This window comes from Streptomyces sp. NPDC058279 (assembly GCF_042881255.1).
Lineage (GTDB): Bacteria > Actinomycetota > Actinomycetes > Streptomycetales > Streptomycetaceae > Streptomyces.
In genome coordinates, this window is the sequence record NZ_JBHVYA010000016.1 from 86869 (window position 1) to 100960 (window position 14092).

Genomic DNA, 14092 nt, shown 5'->3' on the forward strand with positions numbered 1-14092 from the left:
AGGCCACGACGTCCGGCGTCACCTTCGCTTGACCTCTATCGCGGTCGAGGTTCAAGACTCTTCCCCGGCAGGCGTCCCGTGCCGCCGACCGCATCCCGAAAGGAACCCCCAGTGCGAGTAGCAGCGATCTCCGCCTTCGGCCCCCCGGAGGTCCTCCGGACGGCCGAGGCCGTCGAGCCGTACGCCGGCGCCGGTGAAGTGCGCATCCGCGTCAAGGCCGCCGGCGTGCAGCCCTTCGACTGCAAGGCGCGCGCCGGCCTCATCCCGTTCGTCAAGAGCGCCGGCTTCCCGCTGGTACCCGGCAACGAGTTCTCGGGTGTCGTCGACCAGGTCGGCGAGGGGGTCGACACCTTCGCCGAGGGCGACGACGTACTCGGCTTCGGTGTACTGAACGGCTATGCCGAGTACCTGACCATCCCCGCGGACCAGATCGTGCGCAAGCCCGACACGATGCCGTGGGACATCGCGGCGGGTCTCTCCGGCAACGGCCAGGGCGCCCACATGGCCCTGCGTGAGCTGGAAGTCGGCCCGGGCGACACCGTCCTGATCAACGGTGCGGCCGGCGGCCTCGGGACCCTCGCCGTCCAGGTGGCCAAGGCCTGGGGCGCGACCACTGTCATCGGCACCGCGAGCAAGGCGAACCACGACTACCTGCGCGAGCTGGGAGCGGTCCCGGTCGAATACGGGGTCGGGCTCGCCGACCGGGTGCGCGCCCTCGCCCCGGACGGGGTGGACGCCGCGCTGGACTCCGCCGGCGGGGACGGCCTGCGCGCCCTCGCGGAGGTGACCAAGGACCGGAACCGTGTCCTGACGATGGTGGACGTCGACACGGCCAAGGAACTCGGCCTGCGCGAATGGACCCCCGTCCGGTCCGCGGCGCGACTGGCGGAACTCGTCGACCTCTACGAGGCCGGCCGGCTCACCGTGCACCTGCGGGCCACCTACCCCCTGGAGCGCGCGGCCGACGCCCACCGTGACGTCGAGACCGGCCACGGCCGGGGCAAGGTCGTGCTCACGATCGGCTGAGACATCCATCGGCGGGAGGGCGTGGCGGCGGAGATCCCGCGGCCACGCCCCCTTCGCGCGCGCGGGCCGTGCCCGCCCCCGGCGACGTGCGGGCACGCCGACGTGCGGGCACGGCCGTTCCCCCACCGCGAGCCGCGCGAACCGGCCCCAGTCCTGTCGACCCGGTGTCGAGTTCACCTCAAGCCCGGCTCCCGACGATGGACACACGATCACGCCATCGACTGGGGGCCCAGCCGCGCCCCGGCAACCGAACCGACGATGTGGGGTGCCTTCATGTACGAGAACAACAGCGCCGCGGAGATGTACGACCTGCTCTACCAGGACCGCAAGGACTACCGGGCCGAGGCCGCCGAGGTGAGTGAACTCGTACGCGCCCACAAGCCCGATGCCACTAGCCTGCTGGACGTCGCCTGCGGTACCGGTATCCACCTGGAGGCCTTCGCCGCCCTCTTCGACCGGGCCGAGGGCATCGACCTCTCCGAGCACATGTTGGAGGTGGCGGCGCAGCGGTTGCCGAACGCCGCCCTGCACCACGGCGACATGACGGGCTTCCGGCTGGACACCACGTTCGACGCGATCGTGTGCATGTTCAGCTCGATCGGCTACCTGCGCACCACCGAGCAGCTGAACGCGGCACTGAGCCGGTTCGCCGAGCACCTCACCCCCGGCGGTGTCGTCGTGATCGAGCCCTGGTACTTCCCGGACACCTTCCTCGACGGACACGTCTCCGGCCACGCGCTCACGAAGGACAACCGCACCATCACGCGCGTCTCCCACTCCACCCGCGTCGGCAACATCGCCCGTATGGAGCTCCATTACGTCACCGCGGACTCCGAGGGGGTCCGCCACCGCAGCGAGATCGACGATCTGACGCTCTTCACGCCCGCCGAGTACGAGGCCGCGTTCAGCCGGGCCGGCCTCAAGGTCGAGTACGTCGCACCGCAGGGGACGCGCCCCGGCTACTTCGTAGGCACCGCCTCCTGAGCCCCTCCCGCCCCCGGCACGCCATCACCGGCGCGGGCCGGGCGGCGCACCCCCCACTCCTGAACCATCGGAAGGGAACGACATGAAGAAGAGACACTCCGCACTGCGCCTCGGCGCCGTGGCCCTGACCGCGGCCGTGGTCGCCACGCTTTCCACGTCCGCCTCCGCCACGACCCGAACCGTCGACCTCGGAGTCCTGCCCGGCGGCAACACCAGCTTCGCCTTCGACGTCAACGACGGCGGTCTGGTCGTGGGCTACTCCAACAACGCCGCCGGCGCCAACCACGCCGTGTTGTGGGACGAGTCCGGACAGATCACCGACCTGGGCACGCTCCCGGGCGACACGGCGAGCACGGCCTACACGGTCAACGACCGGGGCACGGTCATCGTCGGCCGGTCGCTGATACCGGGCCAGAACCAGCACCCCGTCAAGTGGACCCGCGACGGCGCCATCACCGCCCTCGCCACCCCGCCCGGTACGACCATCAGCCGGGCCTACTCGGTCAACAACCGCGGCATCGCCGTCGGCTTCGCGACGGGCGTCGACGGCGTCTACAAGGCACTGCGCTGGAGCGGCGACGGCAGGGCGACCCAGCTCGCCGGCCTGCCGGGCGATCCGGCCGCGGCCGCCGGCTGGATCAACAACGAGGGCACCGTCGCCGGTTACTCCAAGAACGCGGCGGGCTCGATGTCCCCGGTGACCTGGAGCCCCGACGGCACCGTCACCCGGCTCACGACCCCGGCGGGCCACGACTCCGCGCAGGCGTCGGCGATCAGCGACACCGGCATCGCGGTCGGCAACTCGTACACCGGCACGACCTCGCACGCGGTGCGTTGGAGCGCGGACGGTCGGCTCACGGAACTCGCGCCGCTGCCCGGCGACACCGGCGCCGGCGCCTACGGGGTCAACGACTCCGGTACGGTCATCGGGTTCTCGACCACGGCCGACGGTCTGCACCGCGCGGTGCGCTGGAACCCCGACGGCACGATCACCCAGCTTCCCGGGGTCACCTCGGGCGCGGCCGAGGCGTACGGCGTCAACGACTTCGGTGCGACCGCAGGCTTCTCGACCACCGCCGACGGGAAGGCCCGCTCGACGGTCTGGAAGCGCTGACCGGCCTCCCCTCCTGACCGGCCTTCCCCTCTGACCGGCCCCCGGCCCCTGGCCCGTCGCGGCCGAGGCCCTGCCCGCGTCCGCCCCTGACCTGCCGCCGGCTGTGCCCGGTCGCGGGGCCGGTCAGGGGCCGGGGCCCCGCAGGGCCAGTCGCCGTAGGGCTTCGGGGGTGCCGAGGGCCGGCAGCACCACGCGCCAGAAGCCGTTGAGCGTGCGGGCGGAGAGCCACTTCGGATCGTCCCGGGCGAGCACCTCGAAGCCGATCGTGGCCGCGACCACCATGGCGGCGGCGTGCCGCAGGCAGAGCCCGGGAAGCAGCGCGCCCTCCTGCGCGGCCTCCGCGAGCAGCCGGCGGACGTACGCGTACCACTGCTCGGGCAGGTTGCGGGCCGTCACGTACACGGCTTCGTGGCCCAGCCGGACCCCGGCCCTCGCCACCGCGTCGTCGGCGAGGGTCCGCGCGAGCGCGTGCGAGCTCTCGGTCAAGGCATGGAGGGCCGACCCCCGCGCCGCGTACACCGCGCGGACGGTCGCGCGCAGGGAGTCGGCGGCGGACGCCTCGACGGCCGCGGCGAGCGACGCCTTGTTCTCGAAGTGGAAGTGCAGTGCGCCCGCACTCACCCCCGCGCCGGAGCTGATCATGCCCAGCGTCGTCTCGACATAGCCGCGCTGACCGAACACCGAGGCCGCCGAGTGAATCAGCGCCTCACGGGTTCGGGCAGCGCGTTCCTTTTTGCTCACGCGTAGCTCCTGTTTCAGATCCTGCCTACTATTAAACCGCGTCGTTGGTATGGTTTGGCTTCTCCGTCGACTGGAAGGGGGCTCATCCTGCGCACGATGGCTGAACTACCGCTGCATCTGGCGGAAACCTCGGAGATCCGGCGCCCTTTGAGGATCTCCTCTTCCCGAACAAACCTCCCTGAGGCTTTGACAAACCGACGAAGCGGTTTGTATCGTCATTGACCTTGACTCACGTGAGCTTGAGGGAGGGGGGCAGATGAACCAGCGTTCCATCGCTGTGCTGGAACCTCACGCAGTTGCCGCAGGAGTAGCCGGGGGACCGTCCCTTGCGGAGGGTCTCAGAGCGTCACCCGAGCGGCAGGCACAACCTGCGCTGTGGCGCATTCTCATAGTCGAGAGCGATGCCGGCGAGGCCGAGACGCTTGCGCGCGGTTTGCGCCGGCACGGCCACGAGGTCGACATCGTCGCCACCGGCAGCGATGCGCTGCGCAGCTACACGGACGCCGACTTGGTGCTGCTCGACCTCGAACTCCCCGACCTCGACGGTCTGGAGGTCTGCCGGAGCATCCGCGCCGCCCACGAGATCGCCGTGATCGCGGTCACCGCCCGGGGCAGCGAACTGGACCGTGTCCTGGGCCTGCAGGCCGGTGCCGACGACTACCTGGTCAAGCCCTACGGGTTCCGCGAGCTCATGGCCCGGATGGAGGCGGTCATGCGCCGGGCGCGCCCCGCGCGCCCACTCGCGGCCAGCATCACCGCCGGGCCGCTGCGGATCGACGCGGGTACGCGCGAGGTGACGCTGAACGGCGAGCTGGTCGAGACCACGCGCAAGGAGTTCGACATGCTCTACCTCCTCGCCTCCCGCCCCGACACCGTCGTTCCCCGCAAGCTGCTGATGCAGCAGGTCTGGGGCGACTCCTGGTCGCGACGCACCGTCGACACCCACGTGAGCACCCTGCGGAACAAGATCGGCGCCGGCTGGATCATCACGGTCCGCGGCGTCGGTTTCCGTTTCGGCCAGGGCTGAAACCGGCCAGGTCTACCGCTGGGGCGGACCACCACACACAGGGCCAAGGGGGCAAGGAATGGCGGGGACCGTGCTGTGCCACGGCGAAGGCTGCCGCAGCGGGGGCGCCGGACACACGCGGCAGCGCACCGCCGGGGGAACCCGGCTGTGCCACCGATGCCGCGACCACTTCACCGCGGGCCTCGTGGAACTGGCACACCTCTACGAGGAATGCGGGCGCGTGCTCGGCGGCGGGGCCCCCGGCAGCATGCGTGAGCGCACCACCGGCGGTGAGTTGCCCGGCCTTCCCTTCAACGGCGCCGCGGCCGACGTACGGTCCAGGATGGTCTCCGTGCTGGGCTCGTGGAGCGGCCTGGTGGCGCAGCAGCGCGGTCTGGTCCCGCCCCCGCGCACCGTCGCCGCCCTCACCGCCTTCCTGCTGCGCAACGCGGACTGGCTCGCGGGCCACACGGCCGCCGCCGAGGCGACGCAGGAGATCGCCCGGCTGGTACGGGCCGGGCGCCGCGCCGCCTTCCCCGACCCCGCGCGCACCGTCCGGCTGGGGGCCTGCCCGGAACCCCACTGCGCGGGCTCCCTCGCCCTGGCCGTCCGTTCGCGCACACCCGACGAGAACCCGGCCGTCGTGTGCGACGCGGACCCCGCCCACCGCTGGACGAGCGAGCGGTGGAGCGAGCTGAGCCACGTCATGGACTCGGCCGACCCGGCGCGTCCGTCCGCCGCCGACCGACCCACCACCGAGCGCTGGCTGTCCGGGTCCGACATCGCGCGGTTGTGGCACGTACCGACGGGCACCGTGTACCGGCTGGCGAGCGAGGAGCGCTGGCGCCGACGCAAGGCGGCCGGCCGCACCTACTACAGCGAGACCGATGTCCGCACCTGTTTCAGCGCGCGCGCCGCGCGGGGCTGAAGCACGATCCGCCCGGTTCCCGGGCGCTTCCCGCACCCCTTTCGCAGACCTTCCCAGGGCGGGTCGGCGGGCTCCGACCGAGCCCGTTTGACCCGTCCTTTGCATGCGGTTGACGGGCTTCCGACGCTGCGGACCGCCTCTTGTGAAACCTGACCGAGTCCTGAATCCGCCGCCATTGAACGGCCGTTCGCCTCCGAAGAACCTTGTAGTCAAGATCCGGTGCACTGTCTCCGGAGGTTGATCTCAAGGAGACGTGATGGACGCACCGGTCATCGTCGTCGGCGCCGGACCCGCGGGCATGATGCTCGCGGGCGAACTCCGGCTGGCGGGAGTCGCCGTCATCGTCGTGGAACGTCTGGAACGGCGTACGGGCGAATCACGCGGCCTCGGGTTCACCGCGCGCACCCTGGAGACCTTCGACCAGCGCGGCATCCTCTCCCGCTTCGGCGACATCGAGACCGGCGCGCTCGGCCACTTCGGCGGGCTGCCCCTCGACTTCGGCGTGCTCGGCGGGTCCTGCCGTGCCGCCAAGTCGGTGCCGCAGTCGGTGACGGAGACCCACCTGGAGGAGTGGGCCACGGAACTGGGAGCCGACATCCGGCGCGGCCACGAGGTGCTCTCCCTGCACGACGACGGGGCAGGCGTCGAGGTGGAGGTGCGTGGCCCGGGCGGGGCACACACCTTGCGCGCGGCCTACCTGGTCGGCTGCGACGGTGGGCGCAGCACCGTCCGCAAGGCGGCCGGCTTCGACTTCCCCGGCACCGCGGCGACGATGGAGATGTTCCTCGCCGACGTCAAGGGCGTCGATCTGAAGCCCCGGCCGATCGGGGAGACCCTTCCCGGCGGCATGGTGATGGTCGGCCCGCTGCCCGGCGGCACCACCCGGATCGTGGTCTGCGAACGCGGCACGCCGCCGCGCCGCCGCGACACCCCGCCGTCCTTCGAGGAGGTCGCCGCCGCCTGGCAGCGGCTGACCGGAGAGGACATCTCCGCGGCCGAGCCGGTGTGGGTGAGCTCCTTCGGCGACGCCACCCGGCAGGTCACCGAGTACCGGCGCGGCCGGGTGCTGCTGGCCGGCGACGCCGCGCACATCCACCTGCCCGCCGGCGGACAAGGCATGAACACCGGCATCCAGGACTCCGTCAACCTGGGTTGGAAGCTGGCCGCGGTGGTGCGCGGCCGGGCACCGCTGAGCCTGCTCGACACGTACCACGACGAGCGGCACGCGGTCGGTCGCAGGCTGCTGATGAACACCCGGGCCCAAGGGCTGCTCTTCCTGAGCGGAGCCGAGGTACAACCGCTGCGCGACTCGCTCAAGGAGCTCATGGCGTACGACGACGTCGCACGCCACCTCGCCGCCATGGTGAGCGGCCTGGAGATCTCCTACGACGTCGGCACGGGCGCCCACCCGCTGCTCGGTCGGCGCATGCCGCACCTCGAACTGGTCGGTGCGGCCGGCAAGACGTCCAGTACCGAGCTGCTGCACCCGGCCCGCGGCGTCCTCCTCGATCTGGCGGACAACCCCCGGCTGCGCCGGCGCGCGACGGCCTGGGCCGACCGGATCGACATCGTCACCGCCGAGCCGCACGGCGCCCCGCGGGGCGCGGAAGCGGGCGACGCCGCGGCGCTGCTGATCCGTCCGGACGGGTACGTCGCCTGGGCCGCCCCCGGCAGCCACCACGACCTGCCCATGGCGCTCGAGCGGTGGTTCGGTACCCCCTGAGCCCGCCGGGCCGGACGAGCCCGTCAATTGGAGGACACACCCACATGGCAACGCCGCAAGCAACCGTCGACCGTGCCCCGTCCGGCCCGGCCGACGAGCGCCGGGACATCATCCGGGCAGCCCGCACCGTGCTGGCCCGCGAAGGCTGGAGGCACTGCACCGCGGAGGCCACGGCCTGCGAGGCGGCCGTCTTGCCGGCGGTCGTCACCCGACACTTCCCGGACCACGAACAGCTGCTGCTGGGCGTGCTGCTGGACAGCTCGGCGTCCGTCGCGGCCTTGCTCGCGTCCGTCGCGGAAAGCCGCCTCGCGGAGATCACCGACTTGGAGCAGGGCCTCATCGCGCTGGGCCGGGCCTGGCTCGCGCCGCTGAGCTCCTTCCGCGAGCACTTCGCCATCGTCCGGCACATCAGCGCCGAGATCACCTCGCTGCCGATCGAGGCCGTCGAGAAGTGGCAGGCCGCCGGCCCCCGGCAGGCCCGCCGCGAGCTGGCCGACCGGCTCCGGCAGGTTGCCGCGCGCGGCCTGCTCGACATCCCCGACGCCGAACAGGCCGCCGAACGGTTCATCCTCCTCGTCCCCTCGACCGTCGTACAGCGCTCCTTCCACGGGGCGCTGCCGCTCGCACGCCGAGAAGAGGACGCGCTCATCGCGGACGGCGTCGCGGACTTCATCCGCCTGTACGCCCCGAACCCTTCCCGCTGACCCGCCGGTCCATGAAGAAAGCAGAAAAAAATGCACAGCAACCTGATCGTGGCGCGGATGGATGTCCGTTCGAGCGCCCAAGTAGCCGAACTCTTCGCCGAGTTCGACCAGACCGACATGCCGGAGCGGATGGGTACCCTGCGCCGCCGGCTGTTCTCGTACAACGGGCTGTACTTCCACCTCCAGGACTTCGCGCAGGACGACGGCGGCCGGCGCATCCAGGAATCCCGCAACGACCCCCGGTTCATGAAGATCAGTTACGACCTCCAGCCGTTCATACAGCCGTACGACCCGGAGACCTGGCGCTCCCCGGCCGACGCCATGGCAACCCGCTTCTACGACTGGACGGCTTCGCAGTGAGGTCCCGGACCGCCGATTCGAGGGAAGGGAACCGCTCGTGGCCCGCCGGGTAGTGATCACAGGGATCGGCGTGGTGGCGCCGGGGGGCACCGGCACCCCGGCCTTCTGGAGTCTCCTGAGCGAAGGACGCACGGCGACCCGGGGGATCACCCTGTTCGACCCGTCCGCGTTCCGCTCCCGCGTCGCCGCCGAGGCGGACTTCGACCCGCTGCGGCACGGGCTGACGCCCCGGGAGATCCGCCGCATGGACCGTGCCGTCCAGTTCGGCGTGGTGTCGGCCCGCGAGGCGCTCGCCGACAGCGGCCTCGACGCCGCCGCGTTCGACGCGCACCGCGCCGGGGTCAGCTTCGGCACCGCCGTGGGCGCGACCACCGGGCTGGACAGCGAGTACCGCGTGGTCAGCGACGACGGCCGGCTCGCCGCGGTCGACCACACCCACGCCTCGCCACACCTGCACGACTACTACGTGCCCAGCTCGTTCGCCACCGAGGTGGCCTGGGCCGTCGGCGCGGAAGGCCCGGCCACGGTGGTCTCCACCGGCTGCACCTCCGGCATCGATTCGGTCGCGCACGCCGCCGACCTGATCCGGGAGGGCAGCGCCGACATCATGGTCACCGGCGCCGCCGACGCCCCGATCACCCCGATCACCCTGGCCTGCTTCGACGCGATCAGGGCGACGACCTCGCGCAACGACGAGCCGGAGACCGCCTCGCGCCCCTTCGACGCCTCCCGCAAGGGCTTCGTCCTCGGCGAGGGCGCGGCGGCGTTCGTCCTGGAGGAGCTGGAGAGCGCCCGCAAACGCGGCGCGCACGTCTACGCGGAACTCGCCGGCTACGCCTCCCGCTCCAACGCCTTCCACATGACGGGGCTGCGCCCCGACGGCCGGGAGCTGGCCGAGGCCATCACGGTCGCGCTGGACGAGGCCCGGCTGAACCCCGAGGACCTCGACTACGTCAACGCGCACGGCTCGGGTACCAAGCTGAACGACCTGCACGAGACGGCCGCGTACAAGCTCGCCCTCGGCCCGCACGCCTACCGGACCCCGATCAGCTCCGTCAAGTCCATGATCGGGCACTCCCTTGGCTCCGTCGGGTCGATGGAGATCGCCGCCTCGCTGCTGGCGATGGAGCACCACGTGGTGCCGCCGACCGCCAACCTGCACACCCCCGACCCGGAGTGCGACCTCGACTACGTCCCGCTCGTCGCGCGGGAACACCGCACCGATGCCGTCCTGACCGTCGGCAGCGGATTCGGCGGGTTCCAGAGCGCGATGGTGCTGGCCCGTCCCGACAGGAGGACCGCATGAGCGCCAGGACCCTGGTCACCGGCATCGGTGTGGCCGCCCCCACCGGCATGGGGGCGGAGGAATTCTGGGCCGCGACCCGTGTCGGCAAGAACGCCATCGGGCCCGTCACCCGCTTCGACGCCTCTTCCTACCCGTCGCGCCTGGCGGGGGAGATCCACGGCTTCGACGCCAAGGAGCACCTGCCGGGGCGGCTCGTGCCGCAGACCGACCGGATGACGCAGCTCGCCCTGGTCGCCGGGGACCGCGCGTTCGCCGACGCCGGCGTCGCACCGGGGGACCTCGACGCGTACGACGCGGGGGTGGTCACCGCCGCGGGCTCCGGCGGCTTCGAGTTCGGCGAGAACGAGCTCCGCAAACTCTGGAGCCAGGGCGCCAACCACGTCAGCGCGTACCAGTCCTTCGCCTGGTTCTACGCCGTCAACAACGGGCAGCTGTCCATCCGCAACGACCTGCGCGGCCCCACCGGAGCCGTCGTCAGCGATCAGGCGGGCGGCCTCGACGCCCTCGCCCACGCCCGGCGCCAGATCCGCAAGGGCAGCAGGCTGATGGCCACCGGCGGATTCGACGCCTCCATCTGTTCCTGGGGCTGGGCGGCACGCCTGTCCGACGGGCTGATGTCGCAGAGCGACGAGCCCGAGCGCGCCTACCTGCCCTTCGACGAGGCCGCAGCCGGCTACGTACCCGGCGAGGGCGGCGCGCTGCTCATCCTGGAGGACGAGGAGAGCGCCCTGGCCCGCGGCGCGCGGACGGTGTACGGCGAGATCGCGGGCTACGGGGCGACGCTCGACCCCAAGCCGGGAAGCGGGCGCGAGCCGGGCCTGCGCCGCGCCATCGACGCGGCGCTCACGGACGCCGGCTGCCACCCGGCCGAGGTCGATGTGGTCTTCGCGGACGCCGCCGGCACCAAGCGCCTCGACCGGGAGGAGGCAGAGGCCATCACCTCGGTCTTCGGCCCGCGGGGGGTCCCGGTCACCGCGCCCAAGACGATGACCGGCCGGCTCGGCGCGGGCGCCGCGACCGTGGACGTGGTCTCGGCGGTCCTCGCCATGAGTGAGGGCCTCATTCCGCCGACCACGAACGTGGAACTGTCGCCCGCCTACCACCTCGACCTGGTGGCCGTGCGCCCGCGGACCGCCTCGGTCCGCACCGCCCTCGTCCTGGCCCGCGGTCGCGGCGGTTTCAACTCCGCGGTCATCGTACGAGCCGTCGACTGACCGCCCCTGAGCCGGCGCCCGTCGCTGTCACCTCATCTGACAGCGGCGGGTGCTTTTTATGCCCCGCAACCGGATTTCCACCGCTGCGGGCAGACCGAAGAAGGGATTCACCTTGTCCAAGCAGGAATTCACCATTGACGACCTCAAGCGCATCCTCCTGGAGGGCGCGGGAGCCGACGAGGGCGTCGACCTCGACGGCGACATCCTCGACACCGACTTCGAGTCCCTGGGCTACGAGTCGCTGGCGCTGCTGGAAACCGGCGGCCGGATCGAGCGCGAGTTCGGCATCACGCTGGACGACGACGTCTTCGTCGACAACAGCACGCCGCGGTCCCTGGTCGCGGCCATCAACGAGAGCCTCAAGGAAACCGTCGGAGTCTGACGGGATCCGGCACCCGGCACGACGGCGGCCCTCCGCACACGGAACGTGCGCGGAGGCCGGCCCGTCGGGCCGCCGCTCCCCTCCCCGCCACCCCTGCCCACAGAAAGGGAGTACGCCCATGGCAATCGATCAGGACTTCACCGAGACCCAGGTGATCGTGGTCGGCGCGGGCCCTGTCGGTCTGCTGCTCGCCGGAGAACTCCGGCTGGCGGGCGCGGACGTGGTGGTCCTCGAAAAGCTGACCGCTCCCACCTCCGAATCGCGGGCGTCCACGCTGCACGCCCGGACCATGGAGATCCTCGACAGCCGCGGCCTGCTGGACCGGCTCGGCGAAGTACCGCGCGAGCGCACCGGCCACTTCGCGGGCATCCCGCTCGACCTCGCCCTTCCCGGCCCCTACCCCGGCCAGTGGAAGGTCGCGCAGACCCGCCTCGAGGAAATTCTCGGGGAATGGGCGGCCGACCTCGGCGCGGACATCCGCCGCGGCCACGAGCTGACCGCCCTGACGGTGACGGGCGACGGCGTGGTGGCCGCCGCGCGCACCGAGGACGGCACGGAGCCGGCCCTCCGGGCCCGGTACGTCGTCGGCTGCGACGGCGAGCACAGCGCCGTACGCCGGCTGGGCGGCTTCGAGTTCCCCGGCACCGAAGCCGGCCGTGAACTCCTGCGCGCCGACGTCGCCGGCATCGACATCCCCGCCCGCCGCTTCGAGCGCCTCGACGACGGCCTGGTCATCGCCGCCCGTCGCCCCGACGGGGTGACCCGGGTGATGGTCCACGAGTTCGGGGCGCGGCCCCGCGACGGGCGGCCCTCCTTCGAGGAGGTCGCCGACACGTGGAAGCGCATCACCGGTGAGGACATCGGCGGCGGCACCCCGCTGTGGGTGAACTCCTTCGGCGACGCCTCCCGACAGGCCGCCCGGTACCGCCGCGGTCCGCTGCTGCTCGCCGGCGACGCGGCACACCAGCAGATGCCGATCGGCGGTCAAGCACTCAACCTCGGGCTGCAGGACGCCTTCAACCTCGGCTGGAAGCTCGCCGCGACGGTCGCGGGGAGAGCCTCGGAGGCCCTGCTCGACAGCTACCACGACGAACGGCACGCGGTCGGTCAGGGGGTCCAGAGCAACATCCGGACCCAAGCGCTGCTGCTGCTCGGCGGCGCCGAAGTCGAGGCGATCCGTGAGGTGTTCGCCGAATTGACCACCAGCGCGAACGTACGCACCCATCTGGCCGGGAGCATCTCCGGCCTGTCGGTACGGCACGACGTGGGCGCCGGCAGCTCCCCACTGCTGGGTCTGCGGCTGCCGGACTGGGAGGTCACCACCGGCGAAGGCCGCACCACCACGTTCCGGCTCCTGCGCCGGGGGAAGGGCTTCCTGCTGCTGCCGCCCGGGTCCGAGGCCCGCCGTGCGGAGCTGGCGGCCCTGGCCGAACCCTGGGCGGACCGGATCGGCACCCTGGACGCGGTCTCGGTGGCCGGGGACGGCGCGGACGCCATCGGCGCGGTCCTGGTACGGCCCGACGGCCACGTGGTCTGGGTCGACGGTCCGGACGCACCCGGCCTCACCGGGGCACTGGTCCGCTGGTTCGGCCCGCAGGAGGAACCGGACGGGGCCCGTGCCGGACTCCGCCCGGCGTCGGAGGCGGCGGCGCCGACGGCCGTGACCCCGGCGGCGGCCGGCCCCGTCCGGCGCCAGGGCGGTGGCGAGCGGCTCACCGGCCGCACCGCGCTGGTCACGGGATCGAGCCGGGGCATGGGCCGGGCGGCCGCTCGGCGGCTCGCGGAGGAGGGCGCGCTCGTCGCGGTCCACTACAGCAGCGACGAGGCCGCCGCCCAAGAGGTCGTCGTCTCGGTCGAGCGGGACGGCGGCCGGGCCTTCGCCGTACGGGCCGAACTGGGCGTCGACGACGACGTGGACGGCCTCTTCGCGGCCCTGGAGGAGGGGCTGCTGGAGCGCACGGGCAGCACCGACCTGAACATCCTGGTGAACAACGCCGGGGTGATGGGCGGGGTCGGCGCCCAAGACATCACCCCGGAGCACTTCGACCGGATCTTCGCGGTCAACGCCAAGGCGCCGTTCTTCCTGATCCGGCGGGCGCTGCGGAACATGCCCGACGGCGGCCGGATCATCAACATCTCCTCCGGCCTGACCCGCTTCGCGAACCCGGACGAGATCGCGTACGCGATGAGCAAGGGCGCGCTCGAACAGCTCGCACTGCACTTCGCGAAGGCCCTGGGGCCGCGGAACATCACCATCAACTCGGTGGCTCCCGGCATCACCCGCAACGGCAACCCGGTCTTCGACATCCCGGAGGCCGTCGAGCAGATGGCGGCGCTGTCGGCGTTCAACAGGGTCGGCGAGCCGGAGGACGTCGCCGACGTGGTCGCCTTCCTCGCCACCGACGAGGCCCGCTGGATCACCGGCTCCTTCGTCGACGCCACCGGCGGCACGCTGCTCGGCTGACCGCCGCCCCCAACCGAGACGACCCCCAACCGAGACGACCCCCACCCGAGACGGCCCCCACCCGAGACCGCCGGCGCCCACCCACGCCACGCCGGCGACGGGCGGGCCGGCCGGGGAGCCTCCCCGGCCGGCCCGTCCCT

General features: G+C 72.2%; 13 protein-coding genes. 12 read left to right on the forward strand and 1 reads right to left on the reverse strand.

Annotation, left to right across the window (positions count from 1 at the left end; all coding sequences use genetic code 11):
• Positions 1 to 111 precede the first annotated feature (111 nt).
• The 3 genes from ACFVXJ_RS25130 to ACFVXJ_RS25140 all read left to right on the forward strand — a co-directional run bounded on the left by ACFVXJ_RS25130 (position 112) and on the right by ACFVXJ_RS25140 (position 3124).
• Entirely contained in the window at positions 112 to 1026 is a 915-nt protein-coding gene (locus ACFVXJ_RS25130) for an NADP-dependent oxidoreductase (protein WP_389664911.1), read from the forward strand.
• Between the two features lie 273 nt (positions 1027 to 1299).
• Positions 1300 to 2010: a class I SAM-dependent DNA methyltransferase gene (locus tag ACFVXJ_RS25135; protein WP_389664913.1), complete on the forward strand. Its 711-nt coding sequence runs from the start codon at positions 1300 to 1302 to the stop codon at positions 2008 to 2010.
• Between the two features lie 82 nt (positions 2011 to 2092).
• Positions 2093 to 3124 (forward strand): hypothetical protein, encoded by a 1032-nt coding sequence (locus tag ACFVXJ_RS25140; protein ID WP_389664915.1) that lies wholly within the window; start codon positions 2093 to 2095, stop codon positions 3122 to 3124.
• A 123-nt stretch (positions 3125 to 3247) separates the two neighbouring features.
• Here the strand turns inward: ACFVXJ_RS25140 and ACFVXJ_RS25145 are convergent, their stop codons facing one another.
• On the reverse strand, positions 3248 to 3865 hold the full coding sequence (locus ACFVXJ_RS25145; protein ID WP_389664916.1) for a ScbR family autoregulator-binding transcription factor: 618 nt from the start codon (positions 3863 to 3865) through the stop codon (positions 3248 to 3250).
• Positions 3866 to 4121: 256 nt separating this feature from the next.
• Here ACFVXJ_RS25145 and ACFVXJ_RS25150 point away from each other — a divergent pair, with 256 nt between their 5' ends.
• From ACFVXJ_RS25150 to ACFVXJ_RS25190, 9 genes are all read left to right on the forward strand, one after another.
• Positions 4122 to 4892, forward strand: a complete 771-nt coding sequence (locus ACFVXJ_RS25150; RefSeq protein ID WP_389664918.1) for a response regulator transcription factor — start codon at positions 4122 to 4124, stop codon at positions 4890 to 4892.
• A 58-nt stretch (positions 4893 to 4950) separates the two neighbouring features.
• Positions 4951 to 5799, forward strand: coding sequence for a hypothetical protein (locus ACFVXJ_RS25155; protein WP_389664919.1), 849 nt, complete (start codon positions 4951 to 4953; stop codon positions 5797 to 5799).
• Between the two features lie 256 nt (positions 5800 to 6055).
• On the forward strand, positions 6056 to 7522 hold the full coding sequence (locus tag ACFVXJ_RS25160) for an FAD-dependent monooxygenase (protein WP_389664921.1): 1467 nt from the start codon (positions 6056 to 6058) through the stop codon (positions 7520 to 7522).
• A 44-nt stretch (positions 7523 to 7566) separates the two neighbouring features.
• Positions 7567 to 8226, forward strand: a complete 660-nt coding sequence (locus ACFVXJ_RS25165) for a TetR/AcrR family transcriptional regulator C-terminal domain-containing protein (protein ID WP_389664923.1) — start codon at positions 7567 to 7569, stop codon at positions 8224 to 8226.
• Between the two features lie 30 nt (positions 8227 to 8256).
• Complete coding sequence (locus ACFVXJ_RS25170) at positions 8257 to 8586, forward strand: TcmI family type II polyketide cyclase (RefSeq protein WP_389664924.1); 330 nt, start codon at positions 8257 to 8259, stop codon at positions 8584 to 8586.
• Positions 8587 to 8623: 37 nt separating this feature from the next.
• Positions 8624 to 9892, forward strand: coding sequence for a beta-ketoacyl-[acyl-carrier-protein] synthase family protein (locus ACFVXJ_RS25175; protein WP_389664926.1), 1269 nt, complete (start codon positions 8624 to 8626; stop codon positions 9890 to 9892).
• A complete protein-coding gene (locus ACFVXJ_RS25180; RefSeq protein ID WP_389664928.1) occupies positions 9889 to 11106 on the forward strand; it encodes a ketosynthase chain-length factor in 1218 nt (405 codons plus the stop codon). The genes ACFVXJ_RS25175 and ACFVXJ_RS25180 overlap by 4 nt, the downstream gene beginning before the upstream one ends.
• Positions 11107 to 11218: 112 nt before the next feature.
• Complete coding sequence (locus ACFVXJ_RS25185) at positions 11219 to 11488, forward strand: acyl carrier protein (RefSeq protein ID WP_389664930.1); 270 nt, start codon at positions 11219 to 11221, stop codon at positions 11486 to 11488.
• A 118-nt stretch (positions 11489 to 11606) separates the two neighbouring features.
• Positions 11607 to 13952, forward strand: a complete 2346-nt coding sequence (locus tag ACFVXJ_RS25190; RefSeq protein WP_389664931.1) for an SDR family oxidoreductase — start codon at positions 11607 to 11609, stop codon at positions 13950 to 13952.
• Positions 13953 to 14092: the final 140 nt, after the last annotated feature.

Excerpts from the sequence above, each read along its gene's own strand:
- ACFVXJ_RS25135 (WP_389664913.1), top strand. The coding sequence starts at position 1,300 with ATGTACGAGAACAACAGCGCCGCGGAGATGTACGACCTGCTCTACCAG.
- ACFVXJ_RS25140 (WP_389664915.1), top strand. The coding sequence starts at position 2,093 with ATGAAGAAGAGACACTCCGCACTGCGCCTCGGCGCCGTGGCCCTGACC.
- ACFVXJ_RS25150 (WP_389664918.1), top strand. The coding sequence starts at position 4,122 with ATGAACCAGCGTTCCATCGCTGTGCTGGAACCTCACGCAGTTGCCGCA.
- ACFVXJ_RS25155 (WP_389664919.1), top strand. The coding sequence starts at position 4,951 with ATGGCGGGGACCGTGCTGTGCCACGGCGAAGGCTGCCGCAGCGGGGGC.
- ACFVXJ_RS25160 (WP_389664921.1), top strand. The coding sequence starts at position 6,056 with ATGGACGCACCGGTCATCGTCGTCGGCGCCGGACCCGCGGGCATGATG.
- ACFVXJ_RS25165 (WP_389664923.1), top strand. The coding sequence starts at position 7,567 with ATGGCAACGCCGCAAGCAACCGTCGACCGTGCCCCGTCCGGCCCGGCC.
- ACFVXJ_RS25170 (WP_389664924.1), top strand. The coding sequence starts at position 8,257 with ATGCACAGCAACCTGATCGTGGCGCGGATGGATGTCCGTTCGAGCGCC.
- ACFVXJ_RS25180 (WP_389664928.1), top strand. The coding sequence starts at position 9,889 with ATGAGCGCCAGGACCCTGGTCACCGGCATCGGTGTGGCCGCCCCCACC.
- ACFVXJ_RS25190 (WP_389664931.1), top strand. The coding sequence starts at position 11,607 with ATGGCAATCGATCAGGACTTCACCGAGACCCAGGTGATCGTGGTCGGC.